The organism is Streptomyces viridosporus T7A, assembly GCF_008704515.1.
Taxonomy (GTDB): Bacteria; Actinomycetota; Actinomycetes; order Streptomycetales; family Streptomycetaceae; genus Streptomyces; species Streptomyces viridosporus.
This window is the reverse complement of sequence record NZ_CP023700.1, coordinates 1,343,654-1,364,030: the sequence shown is the minus strand read 5'-3', so window position 1 is coordinate 1,364,030 and position 20,377 is coordinate 1,343,654. Positions and strand designations below refer to the sequence as shown.

Here is a 20,377-nt window from a genome sequence, read left to right as displayed (position 1 = left end):
GCCGCCGGGACGGCGGGCCACCACCCGGCGACCGCGCCCCTCACCGACTTCCTCCCCTCCAGAACCGAGATCGGAGCGCCCCCATGACCACACCCGACGTGCGTCCCGGCCCCGTCACCCCCGGCGGCGCCCTGTCCCCGGCCGCCCGGCGCCTGCTGGAACAGCGGCTGCGCGGCCGGGCCGCCGCCCGGGACACCGGCCCGGCCCGGGTCCGGCCGCGCCCGGAGCGGATCCCGCTGTCCGCGGCCCAGCAGCGCCTGTACTTCCTGGACCGGCTCGACCCCGGCGCGCCCACCTACCTGCTCCCCGCCGCCTGGCGCCTGACCGGCCCGCTCGACGTGCCGGCCCTCACCGCCGCCGTCGCCGGCCTGGCCGCCCGGCACGAGCAGCTGCGCGTGGTCTTCCCCGAGCACGAGGGCGTCCCCCACCAGCGGGTCCTGCCCGCGGGCGGCGCGGTCCTGGAGGTGACCGAGGTGACCGGCGAGGACGCCGGGGACCGTGAACGCCGGCTGGCTGCCGCCGTGCACGCGGCCGCCCTGCGCCCCTTCGACCTCGCCCGCGAACCCGCCTTCCGGGCCACCCTGGTGCGCGCCGCCGCCGAGGACCACGTCCTCGTCCTGGGCATGCACCACATCGTCTCCGACGGCTGGTCCCTCGACCTCCTCGTCCGCGACCTGGCCGAGCTGTACCGCGCCGGAACACGGGGACGCGCCGCGGAGCTGCCCGAACTGCCGCTGGACTACATCGACTACGCGATCCGGCAGCACGAGGACGACCAGTCCGCCGCGCTGGAGCACTGGCGCACCCGCCTGGCCGGGCTCACCCCGCTGGAGCTGCCCACCGACCACCCCCGGCCGGAGACCCCCTCCGGCCGCGGGGCCGTCCACCGCGTCACCCTGCCGCCCGCCCTCACCGACGCGCTCGCCGCACTGGGCCGCCGCGCCGGCACCACCACCTACATGACCGTGCTGGCCGCCTTCCAGGCCGCGCTCGCCTTCCACACCGGGCAGCACGACGTCGCCGTCGGCACCGTCGTCGCCAACCGGGAACGCGTCGAGACCGAGCAGCTCGTCGGCTTCTTCGTCAACACCCTGGTGCTGCGCGGCGACCTCTCCGACGCACCGACCCCGGCCACGCTGCTCGCCCGCACCCGGGAGCGGGTCCTGGAGGCCTTCCAGCACCAGTCCGTGCCGTTCGAGCGGGTCGTCGACGCGCTCAGCCCCGAGCGCGACCTGGCCCGCAACCCGCTGGTGCAGGTGCTCTACACGCAGTCCGGCGCCACCGCGCCCGGCTTCGCCCTCGGCGGGGCGACCGGGACGCCGTACCCGATCGGCCTGACCACCGCCAAGTTCGACCTCACCCTGGACCTGCGCGACGGCGAGGACCGCACCGAGCTGGCCTTCGTCTACCGGACCGACCTGTTCGAGGAGGCCACGGTCGCCGCCCTCGCCCGGCACACCGTCACCCTGCTCGAGGCCTTCTGCGCCACCCCCGACACCCCGCTGAGCGCCATCGACCCGCTCATCCCCGCCGAACGCGGCCACCTCCTCGGCCCCGACGGCCCCGCGGGCACCAATACCACCCTCACCCCCGAGCCGCGGACCGCGCCCGACCGGTTCGCCGAGCACGCGGCCCGCACCCCGCACGCCGTCGCCGTCAGCGGATCCGGCCGCTTCCTGACCTACGCCCGGCTCGACGCCCGCGCCTCCGCGCTGGCACGGCGGCTGCGCGCCGCCGGAGTGGCCCGCGGCTCGCTCGTCGGCGTCTGCCTCGACCGCACCCCCGACCTGGCGGTCGCCCTGCTCGGCATCTGGCGGGCCGGCGCCGCCTACCTGCCGCTCGACCCCTCCCACCCGCAGGCCCGGCGCGCGTTCACCGTCACCGACGCCGGCATCGACCTGATCGTCACCGACACCGCCACGCGCGCCGCCGTCGACTCCCTGCCCGCCCGGCTCGTGCTGCTCGACTCCGACGAGGGGACCGCCCCGGACGACGGCGGCGACAGCGTGCCGGCCCCGGACGACCTCGCGTACGTCATCTACACCTCCGGCTCCACCGGCCGCCCCAAGGGCGTGGAGGTCACCCACGCCAACCTGGCCTGGCTGCTCGCCGCCGCCGACCGGCACTTCGACTTCGGCCCCGCCGACGTGTGGACGCTGATGCACTCGCCCGCCTTCGACTTCTCCGTGTGGGAGCTGTGGGCGCCGCTCACCGGCGGCGGACGCGTCGTCGTGCTCGGCGCGGACGAGGTGCGCGACCCGGCGGCCGTGCACCGCGTGCTGCGCGAGGAGCGCGTCACCGTCCTCAACCAGACCCCCGCCGCCTTCAAGGGCCTGCGCGCCCACCTGGAGGACGCCGGAGCCGGCTTCGACGACCTGGCCCTGCGCACGGTGATCTTCGGCGGCGACGCCTTCGACGTGCGCGACTACCGCGACTGGTTCACCGCCCCCGGGCACCGGCCCGCCCTGGTGAACATGTACGGCATCACCGAGACCTGCGTGCACGTCACGATCCACACCGTGACCGAGGACGACGTCCGCGGCACGGTCCGCTCGCCGATCGGACGGCCGCTGGCCGGGCAGCACGGGTACGTCCTCGACCCCTGGGGCCGGCTCGTCCCGCCCGGCACCGTCGGCGAGCTGTACGTCTCCGGCGGCGGCGTCGCCCGCGGCTACCGCAACCGGCCCGGACTGACCGCCGAACGCTTCCTGGACGACCCCTTCGGCGCCCCCGGCGCCCGCATGTACCGCACCGGCGACCTGGTGCGGGTGCTCCCCGACGGCCGGCTCGCCTACGTGGGGCGCGCCGACCACCAGGTGAAGATCCGCGGCCACCGGATCGAGCCCGGCGAGATCGAGACCGCGCTGCGCGCCCTGCCCGGCGTCCGGGACGCCGCCGTGGTGGCCCGCGCCGACGGCGGCACGGCCCGGCTGGTCGCGCACGTCGTCACCGCCGAGGCCCGCCCGCTCGACCCGCCCGCCCTGCGCGAGGGACTGCGGCTGAGCCTGCCCGACTACATGGTCCCGGCGCTGTTCGTGCGCCACGAGCGGCTGCCGCTGACCGCCAACGGCAAGGTGGACCGCGCCGCGCTGACCGCCGTGCGCGCCCGAGCCGCCGGACAGGGCGCCCACGCGGCGCCCGAGGGGCCCGTCGAGCAGGCCCTGGCCGGAGTGTGGGGCCAGGTGCTCGGCGCCGAACACGTCAGCCGCACCGACAACTTCTTCGACCTCGGCGGCGACTCCATCCTCGCCCTGCGCCTGGTCGGCCTGGGCCGCCTCGCCGGGCTCGCCTTCACCGTCGCCGACGTCTTCCGCGCCCGCACCCTGGCCGACCTGGCCGCGCTCGTCACCGACGCGGCCGACACGCCGGAGCCCGTCGCCCCGTTCTCCCAGCTGGACCCCGCCGACGCCGGCCGGCTGCCGGACCACCTCGCCGACGCCTACCCGCTCACCATGCTCCAGGCGGGCATGCTCCACGAGATGCTCGCCGACCCCCGGCGCGGCGCCTACCACAACGTCACCGACCTGAAGATCACCGTCCCCGAGGGCTTCGACCTCGACGCCTTCCAGGCCGCCGTGGACGCGGTGGTCGCCGGCCACCCCATCCTGCGCACCTCCGTCGACCTCGTCTCCTACCGCGAGCCCCTCCAGCTCGTCCACCGCACCGCCCACCTCCCCGTCGGCTACACCGACCTGCGCGCCCTGCCGCGCGAGGAGCAGCGGGCGCGCCTGCGCCGCTTCGTCGACGAGGAGTTCGACCGCCGCTTCGACCTGGCCGCCGCCCCCCTGGTCCGCATCCACCTGCACCACGTCACCGACCACGACCTGCGGCTCGTCCTCACCGACTGCCACGTCGTCCTGGACGGCTGGAGCCTGACCTCCCTCGTCGCCGACCTGCTCGCCCTGCACCGGGAGGCCGTCGCCCACCGCACCGCACCACAGCCGCCGAACGCGCCGCCGTTCGCCGAGTACGTCGCCCTGGAACGCGCCGCGCTGGCGAGCGAGGAGTCACTGGCGTACTGGCGCGACCGGCTCGCCGAGCTGCGGCCGGTCACCCTCCGCCGCCGCACGGACGGCGCCGCCGGGGACCACCCGCCGGTCCACGAGGTCCGCCGCTCCTACGCCCACCTCGCCGAACGCATCGGCCGGCTCGCCAGGGAAGCGGGCGTACCGCGCCGCACCGTGCTGATGACCGCCTTCCACCACACCATGAGCCTGTTCGCCGACCGCGACGACAGCGTCCTCGGCCACAGCATCGGCCTGGTCACCAACGGCCGTCCCGAACTGCCCGGCGCCGACCGGATGCGCGGACTGTTCCTCAACACCGTGCCGTTCGGGGTGGCCCGCCCGCGCGGCACCTGGCTCGCCTACCTGCGGGACGTCTTCCGGGCCGAGCAGGACATGCTGGCGCACCGCAGGGTCCCGCTGGTCCGCATCGCCGCACTCCGGCCCACCGAACCGCGGCTGACCGACGCCGTCTTCAACTACGTCAACTTCCACCGCCTCTCCCACGACTCCTGGGACGACTCCCTGGAGATCGCCCGCACCATGTTCCCGCTGCTGGTCAACGCCAGTGTCAACGCCTTCACGCTCGACGTGGACCCCGCGTACGTGGCCCCCGCCACCGCGGAGCAACTGGCCGACGTGTACTGCGCCCAGCTGGAGGCCATGACCGCCGCCCCCGACGGCCGCGTCACCCGGCCCGCCCTCACCGGCGCCGCCCGCGCCACCGCCCTCGACGACTGGGCCCGCGGTCCCGTCGTCCCGTCCTCCCCGCTGCTCCTGCACGAGCACATCGCCGGCCACGCCGCCCGCACCCCGGAGGCGACCGCCGTCGAGCACCTCGGGCAGCGGATCACGTACGCCGAACTGAACGAGCAGGCCGAGCAGGTGGCGCGCCGGCTGCGGCGGCTCGGCGTGGGGCCCGAGACGGTGGTCGGCATCTGCGCCGAACGCGGCCCGGACCTGGTGCGCGCCGCCGTCGGCGTGCTGCGCTCCGGCGGCGCGTTCCTGCCGCTGGATCCGCAACATCCCACCGAGCGGCTCGCGTTCATGGCACAGGACAGCGGGATGCGGGTGCTGCTGACCCAGCGGGCCCTGGCCGGCACGGTGCCGTTCGCCGGGCCGGTCGTCCACCTCGACGCCCCCGCGGAGCACCAGGAGCCCGTGCCGGGCGGCCCGGAGGCCGACGCCGACACCCTCGCCTACATCATCTACACCTCGGGCTCCACCGGCACCCCCAAGGGCGTCGCCGTCGCGCACCGCGGCCTGTCCAACATGCTCGAGGGCCAGCGCGACCTGGTGGACCCCACCCCCGAGGACCGCGTCCTGCAGTTCGCCTCCTTCGGCTTCGACGCCTCGATCCTGGAACTGACCTGGTCCCTCGCCAACGGCGGCTGCCTCGTCACCGCCCCCGGGGACGACCTGCGCCCCGGACCCGACCTCGCGCGCACCCTGCGCGAGAACCGCGTCACCGCCGCCATGCTGCCGCCCAGCGCCCTCGCCGTCCTCGGCGAGGACACCTTCCCCGGCCTCAGGGTGCTCCAGGTCGCCGGCGAGGCCTGCCCGGCCGAACTCGCCGACCTGTGGTCGCGCGGCCGCCGCTTCCAGAACGTCTACGGCCTCACCGAGACCACCGTGTGGTCCCTCGCCGCCGAGCTGACCCCCGGCCGGGGCCGCCCGCCCATCGGCACCCCGATGCGCAACACCCGCGTCCACGTCCTCGACGACGACCTCCAGCCGGTCCCGGCCGGCGTCCCCGGCGAGATCTACCTCGGCGGCGACGCCGTCGGCCGCGGCTACCTCGGCAGGCCCGCCCTGACCGCCGCCACCTACGTCCCCGACCCGTACGGGGCCCCCGGCGAGCGCCTGTGCCGCACCGGCGACCTCGGCACCCACCGGCCGGACGGCTCCGTGGAGTGGCTGGGCCGCCGCGACTCGCAGGTCAAACTGCGCGGCTTCCGCATCGAGCTGGGCGAGATCGAGCACGCCCTGAGGCAACTGCCCGACATCCGGCAGGCGGTGGTCCTGCACCGCACCGACCTGCCCGGTGAACCCGCCCTCGTCGCCTACCTCGTCCTCTCCGGAGGGCACCGGCCCGCTCCGGAGGAGCTGCGCGGCGCCCTGCGGACCTCCCTGCCCGGCTACATGGTGCCCGCGCGGTTCGTCGTCCTCGACGAGATGCCCGTCAACCGCAGCGGCAAGACCGACAAGCGGGCGCTGCCCCTGCCGCCGGCCGAACTCGACCGCGCCGACACCGAGTACGTCGCCCCGTCCGGTGCCGCCGAGAAGGTCCTCGCCGAGATCTGGCGCGAGGTCCTCGGGCTGTCCCGGATCGGCGTCCACGACGACTTCTTCCGCATCGGCGGCAGCTCCCTGTCCACCGTCCGCGTCTCCCTGATGGCCACCGCGCGCGGCCTGCCGGTCTCCGTCGGCGACCTGATCGAGCACCCCACCCTCGCCCGGCTCGCCCGGCACGCCGTCCGCGCGGCGGGCGAGGGCCTGCCCGCCGCCGTCACCTCCGAGGTACGGCTGCGCGAGGGCACCGGGGAGCCCCTGTGGTGCGTGCACCCCACCGGCGGCAGCGCCGCCTGGTTCGTCCCGCTCGCCCGCGCCCTGCCGCCCGGCCGTCCCGTGCACGCCTTCCAGGCGCGGGGCCTGCTCGGCGGCATCGACCCGAGCACCGTCACCGGCATCGCCGCCAACTACGTCGCCGAGATCACCGAACGCGGCGGCACCGGCCCGCACGCCCTGCTCGGCTGGTCCATGGGCGCCAACATCGCCCTGGAGATGGCCACCCAGCTCCACCGGGCCGGACACACCGTCGCCCCGCTGGTCCTCATCGAGCCCTACCTGCCCAACCCCGCCGCCCGCGCCCGGCTCCAGGGCGTCACCCGGGACCTGCGCGAGGCGCTGCGCCTGCGGGACCGGCTGCGCGACCTGCCGCCCTCCCCGCAGCGCGACCGGGCCACCGCCGAGCTCACCGCCACCCTGCTCGGAGCCGGCATGAGCCCGGCCGAGGCCGCCCTCGTCGAGGGCGCCCCGATCGAGGTGTGGCACTCGCTGCTCGCCGCCCTCGCCGCCTACGAGGTCCGCCCGTACCCCGGCCACGTGCACCTGGTGGTGGGCAGCGAGGCCGCGGGGCTGCCGCGCGGCCGCACCATGCCCGGCCTGGACGTCGACTACGACACCTACGTCGCCCGCTGGCGCGAGACGGCCAGCGGCGGACTCACGCTGCACGTCAGCGACGGCGACCACATGTCGATGATGGCCGAGCCCAGGGTGCGCGGCATCGCCGGCCTGCTCACCGGCATCGAGGAATCCGGCACCGCGAGGACCGCCGCCCCCGCCGGGCGCACCGGGACGGGAGAGAACCGATGACCACCCACGCTCCCGTCCTCACCGAGCGCTACCTGCTCTCCCCGGACATGATCGCCGACCCCTACGGCCACCTCGACGCCCTGCGCGACCACGCGCCCGTCCACTGGAGCCCCCTGCACCACGCCTGGCTCGTCACCGGGTACGACCAGGTGATGCGCTGCCTGCGCGACCCCGCGGTCTCCGCCGACCGGGTGCGGCCCCTGATGGACGCCGTCCCGCAGGGCGCCCGCGAGGACGCCGAGCGGGCCTTCGGGATCCTCTCGCGCTGGATGGTCTTCAACGACCCGCCCGAGCACCGCAGGCTGCGCCAGGTCTTCCAGGAGGCGTTCGCCGCCCGCGCCGTGGCCCGCTACCGCGCCTTCACCGAGAAGGCGACCCGGGCCGTCCTCGCCCGCAGGGCGACGCCCGGCCGCACCGGCGACCTCCTGGCCGACGTCGCCAGGCCGCTGCCCGCCCTGGTGTTCGCCCGCTGGCTCGGCGTCCCGCCCACCGACGGGCCCTCCTTCTGGTACTGGAACGCCCGCGTCGCCGACCTCGTCCTCGGCACCGCCCAGGAGGAGAGCGAGTACCGGGCCTCCCTCCAGGCGCTGGTGAGCCTCGACGACTACCTAGGCGCCCTCGTCGCCCGGCGGCGCGCCGAACCGGGCGACGACCTGATCAGCCAGGTGCTCCGGGAGGGCCGGGTCGGCGACTCGGTCACCGAGGAGGAGTTCGTCGGGATGCTCACCCAGATGGCGTTCGCCGGCGGGGAGACCACCAGCAACCTCATCGCCAACACCGTCCTGGCCCTGCACACCCGTCCCGACCAGCTGGCCGCCGTACGGGCCGAACCCGAACTGGCCCAGGGGGCGGTGGAGGAGACCCTGCGCCTGGACGGCCCGTCCAAGATGTCCATCCGCACCGCCGCCCGCGACCTCGACCTCGACGGCCGCACCCTGCGCGCCGGGGACCGGATCTTCCTCGTCACCGCCGCCGCCAACCGCGACCCGGCCCGCTTCCCCGACCCCGGCCGGTTCGACGTCCGCCGCTCGGGCGCCACCCACCTCGGCTTCGGCTTCGGCGCCCACTTCTGCATCGGCGCCGCCCTGGCCCGCCTGGTCGCCGTGGCCGCCGTCCGCACGCTGGTGTGCGACCACCCCGGCCTGACCCTCGCCGACCCCGGCCGCCCGACCTGGCAGCCCTCCCTGCTCAACCGCGGCCTCACCGCGCTGCCCGTCCACTACTGACCGGGCCCCGGTCCGACGAAAGGCACCCCATGGCCACCACCCTCGCCGACGCCGGCCCACGCCTGTGGGCCCCCGTCCGGCACCGGTCCTTCCGGCTCCTGTGGACGGGGCAGGCGCTGTCCCTGCTGGGCGACGGCTTCAGCGTCGTCGCGTTCTCCTGGATCACCCTCGGCCTGACCGGCTCCACCCTCACCCTCGGCTACGTCCTGGCCTTCCAGGCCGTCCCCCGCGCCCTGTTCACCCTGGTCGGCGGCAGTCTCGGCGACTCGATGTCCCCGCGCACCCTCATGGTCGCCTCCAGCTGGACGCGGGCCGTGCTGATGGCGGCCGTCGGACTGGCCGGGCTGAGCGGGAACCTGACGGTGTGGATGCTGTGCGCCGCGGCCGCCGCCTTCGGCACCGTCGACGCCTTCTTCCAGCCCGCGCGCGTCTCCATCCTGCCCTCGGTGGTCGACGACGAACTGCTCACCCCGGCCAACGCGCTGATGGGGGCCGGCGCGCGGACCGCCGCCGTCCTCGGTCCGGCCGTCGGCGGCCTGGTCATCGCGTTGACCCGGGCGCCGGTCGCCTTCCTCGTCGACGCCGTCTGCTTCGCCCTGTGCGGCCTGTGCGTGGCCCGCGTCCGCACCCGCCCCAGGGCGCCCCGCGCCGACACGGACGCCACGCCCGAGAAGCAGGCGTCCCTCGCCGCCCGCATCCGCGAGGGCGTCGCGTACACCGCCCGCGACCCGCGGCTGCGGACCGTCGTCGTCCTCGACACCGCCGTCAACTTCTGCTATGCCGGACCCTTCACGGTCGGCTTCGCCACCCTCGCCGACCAGGTGCTGCGCGGCGGCTCGGCCACGCTCGGCGTGCTCAACGGCTCCCTCGCCGCGGGAGCCGTGCTCGGCACGCTCGCCGGCGGCGCCCTCGGCGGGCGGCCCAGGGTCGGCCTGCTGGTGGCCGCCCTGGCCGGCTGGCTCGGCGCGGGGATGGCCGTCCTGGGACTGGTGCACAGCACCCCGGTCGTCGTGGCGACCGTCCTCGCCATGGGGTTCGCCATCGGCTTCCAGGGCGTGTTCGGACTGAGCTGGATCCAGCGGAACATCCCCCGGGACGTGCTCAGCCGCGTCGTCTCCGTCGACATGGTGCTCGGCTACGCCGTCGCCCCGCTGTCGCTGATCGTCTGCGGTGCGCTGGCCGGCAGGGGCGCGCTCGCCCTGTTCTCGGTGGTGGCCGCGGTGCTCGCCGCGACCGGCCTGGCGGTGCTGGGCTCCAGGGCGGTGCGCGAGATGCGGTAGGCGGCTCCCCGCAGCCCGGGCGCTACTCCCGCAGGGCGGCCGACCGCGCGCACAGGTCCGCGCGGTTGGCCGCCCCCGTCTTGGCGATGAGGCTCGCGATGTGCTTCTCCGCCGTGCGGGGCGAGATGAACAGCCGGTCGGCGATGTCCTTGTTGCTGAGCCGCTCCGCGAGCAGCCGGAACACGTCGAACTCCCGTACGGTCACGCCCTGGGCGAGCAGTTCCCGCGGGATCGAGCGGGTGCCGGAGCGGTGCTGGTGCACCGGGGCGCCGAAGCGGCGCAGCGCCGCCCGGCAGGCACCGGTGACGGCCGCGACGTCCCGCTCGTGGAAGTAGTGCTCGGCCTGCCGCAGCCAGCCCACCGCATCGCCCCAGCCGTCCTGGTGCGCCGCCTCCGCGATCAGCCGCAGCCCCAGGTGGCGGGCGAGCGGATACGGCTCCGCCGCCGCCAGCGCCGACTGCACCGCCGCCGCCGCGCGCGGCCCCGCGCCCTCCCGGCCCAGCAGCACGGCGTCGGCGAGCAGCACGAACTGGCGGTTCCACCGCATCCGCGCCATCGCGGTGGCGGTGGTCTCCTCGTGCCGGGCCCGGTCCGCGTCGCCGGCGAGCACGTCCAGCAGCAGGACCAGGCCGTGGGTGCCGCCGAGGTGGTAGGTCGAGGGGTTGCCCGCCTCCAGCGCCTGCACCGCCCGCAGTTCGGCGCGCGCCAGGTCGCGGTCCTCCTCCAGCAGCGCGCAGAAGGCGCGGGCCAGACCGAGACTGAGCGGCTCCTCCTGCGAGCCCGCGCCGTCCCACTCGGTGAACGTCGCCAGCGCCGCCTCCATCGCCGCCCGGTCCGCGCGGTGCGCCTCCAGGGCCGCCCGCGCCATCAGGACGTACCGCACGACGGGCGCCAGGCGCAGCCGCCGCGCCACCGCCAGGCAGTCCGCCGCGGCCGACCGCGCGGCCTCGTGGTCGCCGCGCAGCACCGCGTCCAGGACCAGGATGCCGTCCACCGTGTGCACGATGTTCACCGAGCCGAGCCGCAGCGCCTCCTCCCGTGCCGCCAGCAGGCCGGAGGTGTCGCCCTCGGCGAGCCAGGCGTTGCCGCTCATGCGGGTGGCCGCGTACATGCGCTGCAGGGGCAGCCGGTGCCGCTCCGCCGTCTCCAGCGCCTGCCGGAGCATGTCCGCGGACTCCTCCGGGTCCCGCTCGCGGGCGACGGTGGCCAGCAGCTCCCGCGCCTGGCAGACGACGACCGGCAGGCCGTGCCGCTCGGCGGTGTCCACCGCCGAGCGGGCCAGCTTCTCCGCGTGCTGGGTGCGGTCCGGGCCCGGGGTGTCCAGCGCGAGGTAGGCGGCCGTGACGTCGACGGCCGCGGTCGCCGCCTCGTCCGGGGCCGCCGCCAGGACCTCGCGGGCCCGGACGATCTGCCGGTTGCCGTCGCTCCACCGGCCCGCCGTGTGCGCCACCTTGGCCAGCCGGGTGTGCAGCGTGGCCAGTCGCACGGCGCTCAGCCCGGCCCCGCCCAGCGCGTGCAGGTCCTCGGCCAGGTCGAAGGCGCGGGCGAAGTCACCGGCCTCCGCGAGCGCGGGCAGCAGGTTCTCCAGCACCGAGGCACGGGCCTGCGGATCGCCGGCCCCGGCCAGCAGCTCCTCGGCCCGGCCGAGCAACGTCACGGCCGAGCCCAGGGCACCCGCCGCCAGGGCCCGCCCGCCGGCGTCCGCGTAGAGCAGTCCCGCCTCCACCCGGTCCCCGGCCTCGCAGCGCAGACCGGCGGCCAGCGCGCACCAGTCGCCCTCGAGGTCCGGGTGCAGTTCCTCGACGGCCCGCGCGCCCCGCCGTGCCAGCTCCGCCCGCTGACCCGGCGTCATCTGCGTGAACAGGGCCTCGACGGTGGGGGAGTGGCGGAAGGAGTACCAGTCGGGGGCGGGTTCGTCGGGGATGACCAGCCGGGCGGCGACGCCCGCGTGCAGATGGCTCAGCAGGGTCCGGTCGTCGGCGCCGGTCATGCGCTGGAGCACGGTGAGCGGGAAGCGGCGGCCCAGCACGGCGGCGGCCGACAGCAGGGTCAGGCCCTGCGCGCCCAGCCGGTCGATGCGGCGCAGGATGCCCCGGGCCAGCGTGGAGGAGACGTCACGCCGCAGGTCGCCCACCGCGCGCCAGCCGTCGGTGCCCTGCACCAGGGTGCCCGCCCCGATCATGGACTGCAGCAGTTCCTCGACCAGGTAGGGACTGCCCGCGCTGTCCTCCCACAGGCGGTCCAGGACCGCCGGCGGCACCTCGTGCGGGCCGTCCGCCCCCAGGTGCGCCGCCGTCATCTCCTCCACCTGGGGCCGGGTCAGCGGCGGCAGCTCCGCGAGGGCGGCGGTGCCCCGGCGGCGGGCGGACTGCGCCAGGTCCAGCGCGTCGCTGAAATCGGTCCGGACGGTGGCCAGCAGCAGGACCGGCGTGTACTCCAGGTTGTCCACCAGGTACTCGAGGACGCCGAGCGTCTCGGGGTCGGCGTCGTGCAGGTCCTCCAGCAGCAGCAACTGGCCCTGTCCGCGTCCGGCGGCCAGCAGCAGGCGCAGCACCGCCTCGCCCAGGATCACCATGGAGCTGCCCTCACGCTCCCCGGTGTCCCACTCGGGTATCAGCCGCCCGAGGACCGGCCGGTACGGGCCGAGGGCCGCGTCGTCCAGGGGCTCGCCGCCGCGGAACAGCGGCATCAGCGCCTCGGTGAGCGGACGGAACGGCACCGCCGGTCCGGTGGTGCTGCTGCGGCCCCGCAGCACCCGCATCCCGGAGCCGAGCGCGCCGCCCACGGCCTCCGCGGCGAGCCGTGACTTGCCCACTCCGGCCTCGCCGACCAGGAAGACGACACCGCCGCGTCCCTGTCTCGCCCGGGTCAAGGCGCTTTCGAGCAGGCCGATCTGAGGGTCCCGCCCGACGAGGGAAGGCGCATGGGAACGCATGGACGCAGATGATAATCAGGATGTCGGAATCTGTGACAGATCGCATCGGCGCAGGTTACGCACCGTCATGTCACCCGGCCCCGGCCCGGAGCGGGCGGACGCCGTGCCGGAGGCGGAGGCCGGTGCCGGACGCACCGCGGCGCGGGCCCGGCCGGCGGGCCCGCGCCATCACGAGAAGTGACGACCGCGAGGAGTCAGTTCGGCGCGGAGACCGAGGTGTCCAGCGAGGTCAGCGTGATGACGATGCCGCTGGTCAGGACCATCCCGGCCAGGACGCGGGCGCGGGCGCAGGCGCGGTTGCGGCCGGTGAGCGTGATCCCGCCCGCCGCGTCCTGCTCCTCGGCGGTGCTCGGGACGGAGTCGGCGGCGGCGGTGGTGGTCAGGTGCTGGTCCATCGGTGGTCCCCTTCTGGTGTCCGTACGGCGGGTACGGGGGTGGAGGTGGAAGTGCCGTGGTTCCGGGGCGTCTTGCCGGTCTCAGTGGTCGGGGTGGGACAGGAGCAGGACGGACGGGACGGTGCCGGGGTGGGCGAGGCGGAGCAGCCCGTACCCGATGCCGGACAGTCCGTCGAGCAGCCCGGGGGAGGGAACGTGGTCGGGGGTGGCGCAGCGGTGGCTCTGCGCCTCGACGAGGGCGAGTGCCTGGCCGGCGCGCCGGGTGAGCGCGTCGGTGGCGGCCCGGTCGCCCAGTCCGGCGCGCACGGCCAGGGCTTCCAGCGTGCCGAGCGTGCCCTGTCCGAGGCTGAGGTCGGGGCGGACGCCGGTGTCCGCCGGCCGGACCGCGACGCCGGGCGGGCCGGGTGCGGGGGAGAAGTGGGCGGCGACGGCCGCCGCTCCGGCGAGTCCCCTGGACCACGACGCGTCCGCGGGGGCCGCCCCGGCGTCCCGCAGCGCGGTGTCCAGCAGCGCCCGGGCGGCGGCCGTGTGCGCGGCGGTGTCCCGGGGGCGGCGGGCGGCGTACCGCAGCAGGGCCCAGGCGATGCCCGCGGCACCGTCGGCGAAACCGGCGGGGAGGCCGTTCGGGCGTCCTGACCCGCCGGCTCCGGACGGCACGCTCCCGTCCGCGCCGGTCACCGCGCCGAGCAGCCGGTCCGCCAGGACGTCCGCCAGTCGCAGCGCCGCCGGGGCACCGGTCGCCTCGTGCACGGCGGCGGCGGCGGTCAGCGCTCCGGCCGTACCGCCGGCGAACCCCGGCTCGGGCGAGGCGGACGCGGCGTGTCCGAGGGCGGTGAGCGCGTCCGGCAGGCAGTCCGCCGGCCCCGGGCCGAGCAGCGCCGACAGCCGCAGCACCGCGTACACGATGCCGCCGAGACCGTCGTACGCGCCGGGTCCGGCCGCCGCGCTCAGCTCGGGATCGTCCGCCAGGGCCTTCAGCAGGGCGGGCAGCGGGCGGACCGCCTCCCGGGCGAGCGCGGCGTACCGGCCCGCTCCGGCCAGCGCGTCCGTGTGCGCCAGGAACAGCGCCACTCCGCAGTAGCCCTGCGCGAGTCCGGCGCCCATCGGCAGCACCGCCCAGTGCGGGCCGGACACCCTTTCCAGGCCGAGCCAGTTGGTCCGGCCGCCGTCGCGGACCGCGCGGGCGGCGAGTTCGTCGGCGATCCCGCACGCGGCGGCGAGCAGCCGGGACGCGTCGGGCGCGACGGCCGGCACCGGCCCCACCGCCAGCTCGGACCGCGGACGCCGCAGAGGGGATCCCGCGCCCCGCGCCGCGATCGTGGCCGTGATGATCCACTCCTGGTCGTGGCAGTCGACCTCGTCCATCCGGGCGATCTTTCCCCGCACCGAGGCCAGGCCCGCCACCGGCAGCACGCCGGGCAGCCACGTGCCGTCGTCGGCCCGCACCGCGGTCCCCGACGGCCGGTGCGTGAACAGCGGGACGTCCCCGCGCCACAGCGCCGCCGTCTCGTGCTCGATCAGCCGCCGGCGGGCCTCGTCGTGCTCGGACTCCGTCCACAGCACCGCGAAGACACCCTCCCGGGCGAGCGCGTCGCCGAGCAGCGACGGGTGGGTCGACTCCTCCAGCAGTGCCGCGTACAGGCGGGTGGCGCGGGCGATGAGCCGGGCGGGCCGGTCCGCGCCGGACACCAGCGGGCCTTCCTCGCCCAGCAGTTCGTGCCCGTCGGCGGCGAGCGCCGCGTACGCGGCGCGGAAGCCCTCCAGCAGCGCGGCCCGGTGGTCGGCGCCCTCCAGGAGGCGGCCGGCGGGCAGCGGCTGGTTGTGCGCCGCGGGGCTGAGCAGGGGACCGCGCACGGCCCGCATGGTGTCCAGGCCGCTGTCCCGCCAGTGCAGGCCCTCGCTCGGGTAGGTGCCGTCGGTGGACCGGCCGAGCGCGGAGATGTCCAGGGCCCCGTGCTCCCCGATCAGCAGGTGCGGCAGCAGGCAGGTGCGGTGCACGGACGCCTGCAGCGCGTCCGCCGCCGGGTCGGCGCCCGCCGTCATGGACTGCGCGAGCCCGGTGTGCAGCAGCGTCTCGGCGTCCACCAGGACCGGCTGGTCGCCGCAGGCGATGACGTTCTCGTAGTGCATGTCGGCGCCGTCCACCGCGTACAGCAGGGCCAGCAGCGCGCCCTGGCGCCGGTAGAAGGCGTCGGTCTCGGTCACCGACCGGCACCAGCGGTGCTCGACGAACTCCAGCCAGCCGTACGCCTCGCGGCGCACACTGCGCGGGGTGCGCAGGCCCAGCCCGGGCACCTTGGCGTTGAGCCAGCCCACCAGGTCGTCGAGGAGGGCGTGCTGGCCGAGCGGCCGCGGCTTGTAGACCAGCCGCCCGCCGGCGAAACGCAGGATCGCGACGGACCGGTTGCCCTGGTGGGCGTCCCCGCGGCCGAGGTCCACCCCGGTGAGCGGTCCCGGGTCGCGTCCGCCGAGGAGCCCGGCGGTCAGGTCCTCCCGGTCGGCCGTGAAGCGGGCCGCCAGCTCGGCGGTGGCCGCGGTCGCGTCCAGCGCGGTCCGCGCGAGCATCCGGGCCAGTACCGGGTAGGCGGCGAACAGGGCCCCGAGGCCCCGGCGGGTGCCCGTGGCGGCGACGAAGGCGTCGAACCGCTCGCGCGCGCCGGCACCGGCCAGCCGTCCGGCGCGCCGCGCCGTGTCGAGTTCGTGGACCAGGGTCCGCGCCGCCTGCCGGACCAGCTGGTGCGTCAGCCGCCGCGCGAACGCGTCGCGCCACACGGCCGGTTCGCCCTCCGCGGCCGCGGGCAGCAGCTCGGCCAGCCGCGCGGTGGCGAAGGCGACGATCGGCCGCACGACGGGAGCGAAGGCGTCGGGTCCCTCGCCTCCGCGGGCCGGCCCCGCCGGCTCCTCCGCGGCGTTCGCCAGGGCGGCTTCGGCGTACCACGCCCAGTCGGGCTTGGCGGTGCGGCCGGCCAGCCGCTCGGCGGACTCGCCGGCCAGCGCCGCGGCGGTGGCGCCGGCCACGCCGAGGTGGGCCAGCCGCAGGGCGAAACCCTCGGCGTCCCCGGCGGCCCACGGGGCGGGCACGGCGGCGGCTTCGGCGGGCGCCCCGGGAAGGCCGGGTGCGGCGAGCCGTTCCGCGAGGGACAGCGCCGGCGCCCACCACGAGGGCGGGAGGTCGGTGCTCCGGGGAGTCGGGAGGCTGGCGGTCTCAGTCACGGGAAAGAAGGTCGCAGACCGGCCGCACCCCCCACATGGGTAAGCGTCCCCCATATTCTGCGCGGCCCCCGCCGCACTCCACGCGCCGGCCGGCCCGCCGACCGAGGAAGCCGCAGGTCGGCGGCCTGCTCGTCCGGTCGGCGCGCATGGGTAGCGGGCCGCCGCGGGGGGACGCGGTTCTGCGCGTTCGGCCCTTGTGCCAGCACCCGGCGTGTGCGTCGGCCCCCCTGTGCCCCCGCTCTTCGGGGTACGGACCCCCAGGGCCCGCTCCCACCCGCCCCCGCACCGGCCCCCGGACCCCCACCCGCAGATCACCGCCACCGCGCCGGTCCGCCGGCGGGCGCCGCACGACGGGCGGCGAGGCGGTCGCGGGGGAGCGGACGCCGACGGGGACGGCCCCCTCGGCCGGAAAGGTGGGGACCGGTTACCGATGCCCACGCATCCCCGCCCACGGCACGGTGGTGCGCAGTCCCCACCGCAGCACCGCCCGGAGCGTGCACGACCGGGCGGACGAACTACCTAGGAGTAGCAGATGGGAGCACCCGTGACCGTCGGCGTGGTCGCCCTCGACCCGGTGCTGGAGGCCGGCACGCGCACGACCCTGCTGGCCTGCCCGGACCTGACCGTGTGCGAGCCCGCGGACGCGCGGGTCGCTGTCCTCACCGTGGACCGCCTCGGACCGGCCGAACTCGACATGGTGCGCGCCACCCGCGCCCTGAGACACAGCCCCGCCGTCGTCCTGGTGGCGGGCGCCCTCGCCTCCGGCGACGTCCTGCACGCCCTCGCCGCCGGCGCCCGCGGCCTGCTCCCGCGCCGGGACGCGGACGCGCCCCGCCTCGCCCACGCGGTGCTGGCCGCCTCCCGCGACGACTGCACCCTGCCGCCCCGCCTGCTCGAACAGCTCCTGGACCGCCCGGCCGACGTCCGGCACGGCACCGGAGGCTGGGCCGAGGGCATGCTGTCCGACCGGGAACGCTCGGTGCTGCGGCTGCTCGCCGACGGCCACGAGACGGCCGAGATCGCCCAGCGGCTCGCCTACTCGCCGCGCACCGTGACCACCGTGGTCCACGACATCACCCAGCGGTTCCGGCTGCGCAACCGCGCCCACGCGGTCGCCTACGCGCTCCGGGCGGGTCTGCTGTGACCGCGACCCTGGCCGCCGCGCCCCCCGTGCCCGGTGCCGGCCCGGCGCCCGCACCCGTCGTCCTGCGCATCACGCCCTCGCACGGCGCGGACCGCGTCCGCGGCGTGGCCCGCCGGGCCGGGCTGGCCTGCGCGCCGGAGCACGGCGGACCCGGGACCGTCACCGTGGTCGCCGCCGCCGACGTCGCCCGGGCCCTGCGGGGCCGGCCGGACACCGGCCCGCTGGTCCTCGTGTGCGACACCGTCGGCCGGACGGACCTGCGGCTCGCGCTGCGGGCCGGGGCGGTCGTCCTGCGGACCGCCGACCTCACCGAGGAGAGCCTGGCGGCGGCGGTGCGCCGCGCGGCCCACCCGCACCCGAGCATCCCCTACCCGGAGCTCTCCCACCTGCTGACCGGTGGCGCGCGCCCCGGTGACCCGGCCGCCGACGGCGGGGGCCGGCCCGCCCTGACCGCCCGTCAGGCCTCGGTGCTGAGCCTCATGGCCGAGGGGTACGGCAACGCGGACATCGCCCTGCTGCTGGGCTGCTCCGAGCACACCGTCAAGAACGTCATCTACGAGATCATGGCCCGGCTGCAGGCCCGCAACAGGGCCCACGCCGTCGCCCACGCCGTACGCCACGGCCTGGTGTGACGCGGGGCACGGGACGAACGCGGGGGAGGGGGAGGCCGTGGACACGAGGCCGCACCGGCCGGGCACCGCCTCCCGTCCTCCCGCGCGGCCGGGCCCCCGCGGCGCGGTGCGTCCGTCAGCCGGGGGGCGCGGGAAGCAGCCGCGGCTCGATCCGCTCCTCCACGGTCCGATCGCCGTCCCGGCGCACCAGGTACGCGCCCTTGTCCCGCTGCTCGGTCACGGCCTCGGCCAACTCGGTGCCGCGGTAGACCAGTCCCACCCCGTCGTCGGTGCAGTGGGCCGTCGTGAAGACGCCCTCGGCGACCAGCCGGTGGATCAGCGGACGCCGGCCCCCGTCGCTGTCGTAGTGCACCCCGTTGCCGTACGGCAGCAGGCCCAGCCCGTCGGTCACCGGGCGGAGTTCGGGGCCGAAGGAGTCCGTCGTGCCGCCCTCGTACCAGCAGATGGAGCCCGCGCTCACGCCGGCGAGGACCACACCGGCGCGCCACGCGCGCCGCAGGACCTCGTCGAGTCCGTGCACCCGCCACACGGCGAGCAGGTTGGCCACCGAGCCGCCCATCACCCAGACCACGTCGTGGTCGAGCACCGTGCCCTCGACGTCCTCCACGTTCGGCATCGGGAAGAGGTGGAGCGGGGTGAGGTCGAAGCCCGCGACCCGGGCGGCCTCGCCCACCCGTGCCGTGACGTGCTCGGCGTCGCCCACCGCCGTGCCCAGGTAGAGGACGCGGGGGCGCCTGCCGTGCACACCGGAGAGGTCGACCGCGTGGTGGACCAGGGAGTCGAAGAGGACCCGGGTGCGCGCGCCGACGCGATGCCCCCCGGAGGTGGCGACGATGGTCGGTTCCGGAGCGGTCACGCCGGTGATCGTAGCGCGCCGACTCCCTTGTGTCGGTGAGTCATTGGTGAAGGCATCGTGCTCCCGCCCCCTCGGGGACACCGGGCTGCGCGGCCACGCCGCGACACCACGGCGGGGGCCGGTCCACCGGACCGGCCCCCGCCGTGTTCGCCCGTACGCCCTCAGGGCGTTCGCAGGGCCACCGCCGCCGCGTACCCCGCCGGGACCGGGACGTCCCGCACGCTCCACCCCGGCTCCCGGAGGGCCGGCAGCGGCCCGGTGCCCACGTAGTCCAGCGCCGGGTCGCGCACCAGCCCCGTGCCCAGCCCCTTCAGGTAGGCCTCCTTGCGCACCCAGGCGCGGGTGAACGCGGCCGGACGCTCGTGCGCGGGCAGCCGCGCCAGCTCGTCCGCCTCCGCCGGGTGCAGCGCCGACTGCGCGCCGAGCACCGCCCGGGCCGTGGCCAGACCCTCCACGTCGACGCCGACCGGTGCCGGGGCGAGCGCCACCAGCACCAGGTCCCCGCTGTGCGACAGGGAGAAGTGCACACCCGGCGTGCGCAGGACCGGCCGCCCGTGCGGCCCGCCGCAGCCCGCGCACGGCTCCCGCGCCAGGGGCAGTGCCTCGGCGCGCACGCCGAGCAGCGCGCTCAGCACGTCGCGCAGGGCCGCGTGCGCGACCACGTACGCGTCGCGGTCGCGGTCGTGCCGGAACGCGCGGGCCCGGGCCCGTTCCTCCGTGTCCAGCAGCTCCCGCGCGTCCAGCAGGGTGCGCCGGTCCTGGACCCCGACGTGGGCCAGGTACAGCTCCAGCGGTCCCCGCAGGGCGCGCGGGCCCGGCGCCCGCGTCCGGTGCCGCAGCCCGGACAGGTCCAGCACGGCCGGGCCCGGCGGCCCGGGCGGCGCCGGCGGCGGGGCGTGCGCCGGCCGGTCCAGCAGCCGGCCCGCCCGCGGCTCAGACATCCGCCCCGGCCAGCCGGCGGCGCAGGCTGAGCGGGCGCATGTCCGTCCAGATCACGCCGATGTGGTCCAGGCACTCCTGCCGGCTGCCCCGCCGGCCCTCCGGGTGCCAGCCGGCGGGCACCTCGCGGTCCGCCCGCCAGATCGAGTACTGCTCCTCGTCGTTGCGCACCACGAGGTACACCTCGTCGGTGTCCGGACGGGCCTCGCCGGTGCCCGCGCCGGCCGTGGAGTGGGGTTGCGTCACGGTGAACCTCCCGCAGGTGATGGGGCCGGCCGCAGGTAGGGGCCGACGCCGCCAGCGTGCCGGGCGGCCGCCCGCCCGGGGCAGGGACGAACGCGCCGAGCCCGCGGCGCGCGTTGCTGCCGGATCTTCTCT

11 protein-coding genes are annotated in these 20,377 nt (G+C 76.7%); 5 read left to right on the top strand and 6 right to left on the bottom strand.

The window, feature by feature from the left end:
• The first annotated feature begins 83 nt into the window (after window positions 1-83).
• The 3 genes from CP969_RS06400 to CP969_RS06390 are packed head-to-tail and all read left to right on the top strand — an operon-like array spanning window position 84 to window position 9,885.
• Window positions 84-7,379, top strand: coding sequence for a non-ribosomal peptide synthetase (locus tag CP969_RS06400; RefSeq protein WP_150474903.1), 7,296 nt, complete (start codon window positions 84-86; stop codon window positions 7,377-7,379).
• Complete coding sequence (locus tag CP969_RS06395; RefSeq protein ID WP_004991550.1) at window positions 7,376-8,605, top strand: cytochrome P450; 1,230 nt, start codon at window positions 7,376-7,378, stop codon at window positions 8,603-8,605. Before CP969_RS06400 ends, CP969_RS06395 begins: the two co-directional genes overlap by 4 nt.
• A 29-nt stretch (window positions 8,606-8,634) precedes the next feature.
• Window positions 8,635-9,885: an MFS transporter gene (locus CP969_RS06390; RefSeq protein ID WP_016827427.1), complete on the top strand. Its 1,251-nt coding sequence runs from the start codon at window positions 8,635-8,637 to the stop codon at window positions 9,883-9,885.
• Window positions 9,886-9,907: 22 nt separating this feature from the next.
• On the opposite strand, the gene CP969_RS06385 is transcribed toward CP969_RS06390, so the two are convergent.
• The 3 genes from CP969_RS06385 to CP969_RS06375 form a co-directional block, all read right to left on the bottom strand.
• Complete coding sequence (locus tag CP969_RS06385) at window positions 9,908-12,820, bottom strand: helix-turn-helix transcriptional regulator (RefSeq protein ID WP_026085376.1); 2,913 nt, start codon at window positions 12,818-12,820, stop codon at window positions 9,908-9,910.
• A gap of 194 nt (window positions 12,821-13,014) precedes the next feature.
• On the bottom strand, window positions 13,015-13,215 hold the full coding sequence (locus tag CP969_RS06380; protein ID WP_016827430.1) for a hypothetical protein: 201 nt from the start codon (window positions 13,213-13,215) through the stop codon (window positions 13,015-13,017).
• Between the two features lie 81 nt (window positions 13,216-13,296).
• Window positions 13,297-16,428, bottom strand: a complete 3,132-nt coding sequence (locus tag CP969_RS06375; RefSeq protein WP_223887061.1) for a type 2 lanthipeptide synthetase LanM family protein — start codon at window positions 16,426-16,428, stop codon at window positions 13,297-13,299.
• A 532-nt stretch (window positions 16,429-16,960) separates the two neighbouring features.
• On the opposite strand from CP969_RS06375, the gene CP969_RS06370 reads away from it, so the two are divergent.
• Window positions 16,961-17,572: a response regulator transcription factor gene (locus CP969_RS06370; protein ID WP_016827432.1), complete on the top strand. Its 612-nt coding sequence runs from the start codon at window positions 16,961-16,963 to the stop codon at window positions 17,570-17,572.
• On the top strand, window positions 17,569-18,204 hold the full coding sequence (locus tag CP969_RS06365; protein WP_016827433.1) for a helix-turn-helix transcriptional regulator: 636 nt from the start codon (window positions 17,569-17,571) through the stop codon (window positions 18,202-18,204). Before CP969_RS06370 ends, CP969_RS06365 begins: the two co-directional genes overlap by 4 nt.
• A 115-nt stretch (window positions 18,205-18,319) precedes the next feature.
• Here CP969_RS06365 and CP969_RS06360 read toward each other — a convergent pair whose 3' ends face one another.
• From CP969_RS06360 to CP969_RS06350, 3 genes are all read right to left on the bottom strand, one after another.
• Window positions 18,320-19,060, bottom strand: coding sequence for a Type 1 glutamine amidotransferase-like domain-containing protein (locus CP969_RS06360; protein ID WP_016827434.1), 741 nt, complete (start codon window positions 19,058-19,060; stop codon window positions 18,320-18,322).
• 161 nt (window positions 19,061-19,221) lie between these two features.
• Window positions 19,222-20,001 carry a 4'-phosphopantetheinyl transferase family protein gene (locus tag CP969_RS06355; RefSeq protein ID WP_150474901.1) on the bottom strand — a complete coding sequence of 260 codons (780 nt, stop codon included), beginning with the start codon at window positions 19,999-20,001 and terminating at the stop codon, window positions 19,222-19,224.
• Window positions 19,994-20,182, bottom strand: a complete 189-nt coding sequence (locus CP969_RS06350; RefSeq protein ID WP_062193195.1) for an MbtH family protein — start codon at window positions 20,180-20,182, stop codon at window positions 19,994-19,996. The genes CP969_RS06355 and CP969_RS06350 overlap by 8 nt, the downstream gene beginning before the upstream one ends.
• Window positions 20,183-20,377 lie beyond the last annotated feature (195 nt).

Bases quoted from the DNA above. Each gene is read 5' to 3' on its own strand.
- CP969_RS06395 (WP_004991550.1), top strand. From the start codon at position 7,376: ATGACCACCCACGCTCCCGTCCTCACCGAGCGCTACCTGCTCTCCCCG.
- CP969_RS06390 (WP_016827427.1), top strand. From the start codon at position 8,635: ATGGCCACCACCCTCGCCGACGCCGGCCCACGCCTGTGGGCCCCCGTC.
- CP969_RS06400 (WP_150474903.1), top strand. From the start codon at position 84: ATGACCACACCCGACGTGCGTCCCGGCCCCGTCACCCCCGGCGGCGCC.
- CP969_RS06385 (WP_026085376.1), bottom strand. From the start codon at position 12,820: ATGCGTTCCCATGCGCCTTCCCTCGTCGGGCGGGACCCTCAGATCGGC.
- CP969_RS06355 (WP_150474901.1), bottom strand. From the start codon at position 20,001: ATGTCTGAGCCGCGGGCGGGCCGGCTGCTGGACCGGCCGGCGCACGCC.
- CP969_RS06380 (WP_016827430.1), bottom strand. From the start codon at position 13,215: ATGGACCAGCACCTGACCACCACCGCCGCCGCCGACTCCGTCCCGAGC.
- CP969_RS06370 (WP_016827432.1), top strand. From the start codon at position 16,961: ATGGGAGCACCCGTGACCGTCGGCGTGGTCGCCCTCGACCCGGTGCTG.